This is a genomic window from Microvirga sp. P4_G7 (assembly GCF_056401005.1).
This window is the reverse complement of the sequence record NZ_JBFUKD010000402.1, coordinates 1-3,489: the sequence shown is the minus strand read 5'-3', so window position 1 is coordinate 3,489 and position 3,489 is coordinate 1. Positions and strand designations below refer to the sequence as shown.

Below are 3,489 nucleotides of genomic sequence, written 5' to 3'. Positions count from 1 at the left end.
CATGAAGCATGCCTTCAAGAACGCGCTCATACCGGTCCTGACTGTCGTCGGCATCACGGCAGCGTTGCTCGTCTCCGGAGCCGTGGTCACGGAGACCGTCTTCGGACTTCCGGGAGTTGGGAGTCTCGTCGTGTCAGCCGTCTTGCGCCGTGATTATCCTGTCATTCAGGGAGCGCTGCTCATCATCGCGGCGCTCTACGTTCTGATCAACTTTCTCATCGACATGCTCTATCTGCTCGTCGATCCGCGGGTGCGTTACTGATGGCCGGCGTCGCATCCTCTCCCGCACCGACTTCGGTCGGATTTATCCTGCGGCTCGTCAGCCGGAAGACCGTGCTCCTTGGCGTGCTTGCCCTTCTGGTGATCGCACTCCTTGCGGTTCTCGCTCCCGTCATCGCGCCCTATGCCCCCAACAAATTGTCCATCGTCAATCGCTTGAAGCCGCCGAGCGCAACGTTCTGGTTCGGCACGGACGAGTTCGGTCGCGATGTGTTCAGCCGGACGATCTATGCCGGTCGACTGTCTCTCCTCGTCGGCRTCTCCGTCGTCACGTTCGCTGCGATCTTCGGTGTGACGCTCGGCCTCGTCGCGGGGTTCTTCAAACGGCTTGATACGCCGATCGCGCGCATTATCGATGCCATGATGGCGTTTCCCGACATTCTCCTGGCGATTGCGCTCGTCGCGGCGCTTGGCCCGTCCCTGGTCACCGTCATCGTCGCCTTGGGGATCGTCTACACGCCACGCCTCGCGCGCATCGTGCGCGCATCGACCCTCGTGATCCGCGAGTTGCCCTATGTCGAAGCGGCGCGGGCGCTCGGCGTCCCCACATGGCGGATCATGACGCGGCACGTGTTGCGCAACCTGATTTCGCCGATTCTCGTGCAAGGCACGTTCATCTTCGCTTACGCCATGCTTGCCGAGGCAGGCTTGTCGTTTCTCGGGCTCGGCGTCAGTCCTGAAATTCCGACATGGGGAACCATGATTGCCGCCGGCCGCCAATATATCGGGCAAGCGGATTGGATGACCCTCKTCCCCGGCGTTGCGATTGTCGTGTCGGTCCTATCGCTTCAGATGGTGGGCGATGGGTTCCGCGATCTGCTCGACCCGCGTCTCAGAAAGGATCTTTGAGCAATGACTTTTTCCCCAGGAACGGGAAAGCCGCTTCTTCTGTCGGGCGTCAAACCGGTCGCCTTCGGACCCGGAACGCCTCAGGGGAGCGTGGATATCCTGATCGGGGCGGACGGCCTCATTCAGAATGTCGGTCCGTCGCTGGCAGCGCCTGACGGCGTCGAACGCATCGACTCTGCGGGTGCGTTCATTTCACCCGGCTGGGTCGATCTTCACGCACACGTCTGGCATGGCGGGACCGACATCTCCATTCGACCCAACCTCTGCGGGGTCGAGCGCGGTGTCACCACCATCGTCGATGCGGGATCGGCGGGGGAGGCTAATTTTCACGGCTTCCGAGAGTTCATCATCGAGCCGGCGAAGGAACGCATTCGCGCGTTCCTGAACATCGGGTCGATCGGCCTGGTGGCGTGCAACCGTGTCAGCGAGTTGATCGACATGCGCTCGATCGATATCGATCGGACGATTGCCTGCGTCGAGGCCAACCGCGACGTGATCATCGGCATCAAGGTTCGCGCGAGCGGGGTCATTCTCGGCAGCTGGGGCATTACCCCGGTAAAGATCGCCAAGAAGGTCGCCAAAATCCTCAAGCTACCTTTGATGGTTCACGTCGGCGAGCCGCCTCCGCTCTTCGACGAAGTGCTCGAGGTTCTTGGCCCTGGCGATGTGATCACTCATTGCTTCAACGGCAAGCCCGCCGGCAACCTCATCGAGGACGAGGACCTCTTTCTCTTGGCCGAGCGCTGTGCGAAGGATGGCGTGCGTCTCGATGTCGGCCACGGCGGTGCGTCGTTCTCGTTCCGCGTTGCGGAGATCGCGATCCAGCGCGGCCTGTTGCCGTTCTCGATCTCGACCGATCTGCATAACCGCTCACTCGACAATCCGGTGTGGGACATGGGCACGACCATGTCTAAGCTGCTTGCGGTGGGCATGCCGTTCGATGCCGTGATCGAAGCATCGACGTTGGCGCCGATGACGGTTGTCGGCCTTCCGACCGAGAACCTGCTCAAGCCGGGCACGCGGGCGGAGTTCACCCTTTTCGACGTCACCGACAGCGATCTCAAGATACGAGATTCGATGGGTGATGAGGCACGCATCGACAGGCTGATCGTGCCGCGTTTCACGGTGCTGGGTTCAGAGGCCATCAAGGCTGGCCGCTACGAGCCCAAGGTGAAGTCGACGCTCGAGAGCTCTGCTTGCCCGCATTGCGGTTGGGTTGGAGCGCGATGAGCGCGCTCGCCGACGATATCGTTCTTCGCGTCGACGACCTGCGTACGCATTTCGAGGCAGGGGATCGCGTCGCGAAATCCGTCGACGGCGTCAGTTTCGACGTCAAACGCGGCGAAACTGTCGCGGTGGTCGGCGAGTCCGGTTCCGGAAAATCGGTCACCAGCCTGTCCATCATGCGGCTCCTGTCGCCGCCGGGACGCATTGTCGGCGGTCAGATCCTCTACCGCGCCAGCGGCGGGCACGTCCTCGATCTGGCTCAGGTGCCGGAGAAAAAGATGCGGAGCATCCGCGGCCGGGAAATCGCAMTGATCTTCCAGGAGCCGATGACGRSKCTCAACCCGCTCTACACGGTGGGCGATCAGATCATGGAGATGGTCCGGCTGCACGAGACCGTGTCGCGGAGTGAGGCGCGGCAGCGAGCCAAGCGCATGCTCGAACTGGTCGAGATCCCCGCGGCCGATCGTCGGCTCGACGAATATCCGCATCAGATGTCGGGCGGCATGCGCCAGCGCGCCATGATCGCGCTCGCACTCGCCTGCAATCCCAACTTACTCATTGCCGACGAACCGACCACCGCACTCGACGTGACCATCCAGGCGCAGATCCTCGATTTACTTCGGCGCCTACAGCGCGAGATCGGGATGAGCATACTCTTCGTCACCCACAATCTGGGCGTCGTTGCGGAGATCGCACACGATGTCGTTGTCATGTATGCGGGTCGCGTCGTCGAAAAGGCGACGGTCGGGCGTCTGTTCGAACATCAGAAGCATCCTTATACGCGCGGGCTTCTCGCCTGCATCCCGGATGCATCGCGGGACCGGTCCGCGACCGGTGAGCGGCTGCGCCTCAACCCCATTCCAGGCAATGTGCCGAGCGTCATGGCGCTGCCGCCGGGATGCAGTTTCGCGCCGCGCTGTCCGTTCCGAATGCCCGTCTGTGAGGAAAACCCGCCGCTTCTCGTCGCCGAACCCGACCATTTGAGCCGCTGCTGGAGGCACGACGTTCTATGATCGCCAGCGATGTTCTTCTCAGGGTCGAAGGTCTCACCAAGCATTTCCCCACGCGAAACGGCGTCGTGAAAGCCGTCGACGGGGTGAGTTTCGACGTCAAGCGCGGCACCATCGTCGGCCT

The 3,489-nt window shown here is 62.1% G+C and carries 4 protein-coding genes; all 4 read left to right on the top strand.

The window, feature by feature from the left end; genetic code table 11:
* On the top strand, positions 1–262 hold a 262-nt coding region (locus tag AC1DT3_RS15370), incomplete at its 5' end, for an ABC transporter permease subunit (RefSeq protein ID WP_477466115.1).
* Positions 262–1,128, top strand: a complete 867-nt coding sequence (locus AC1DT3_RS15365; RefSeq protein WP_477466114.1) for an ABC transporter permease — start codon at positions 262–264, stop codon at positions 1,126–1,128. The genes AC1DT3_RS15370 and AC1DT3_RS15365, both read left to right, overlap by 1 nt.
* Positions 1,129–1,131: 3 nt before the next feature.
* A complete protein-coding gene (locus tag AC1DT3_RS15360) occupies positions 1,132–2,358 on the top strand; it encodes an amidohydrolase/deacetylase family metallohydrolase (RefSeq protein ID WP_477466113.1) in 1,227 nt (408 codons plus the stop codon).
* Complete coding sequence (locus AC1DT3_RS15355) at positions 2,355–3,368, top strand: ABC transporter ATP-binding protein (protein ID WP_477466112.1); 1,014 nt, start codon at positions 2,355–2,357, stop codon at positions 3,366–3,368. The genes AC1DT3_RS15360 and AC1DT3_RS15355 overlap by 4 nt, the downstream gene beginning before the upstream one ends.
* The last annotated feature ends 121 nt before the right edge of the window (positions 3,369–3,489 follow it).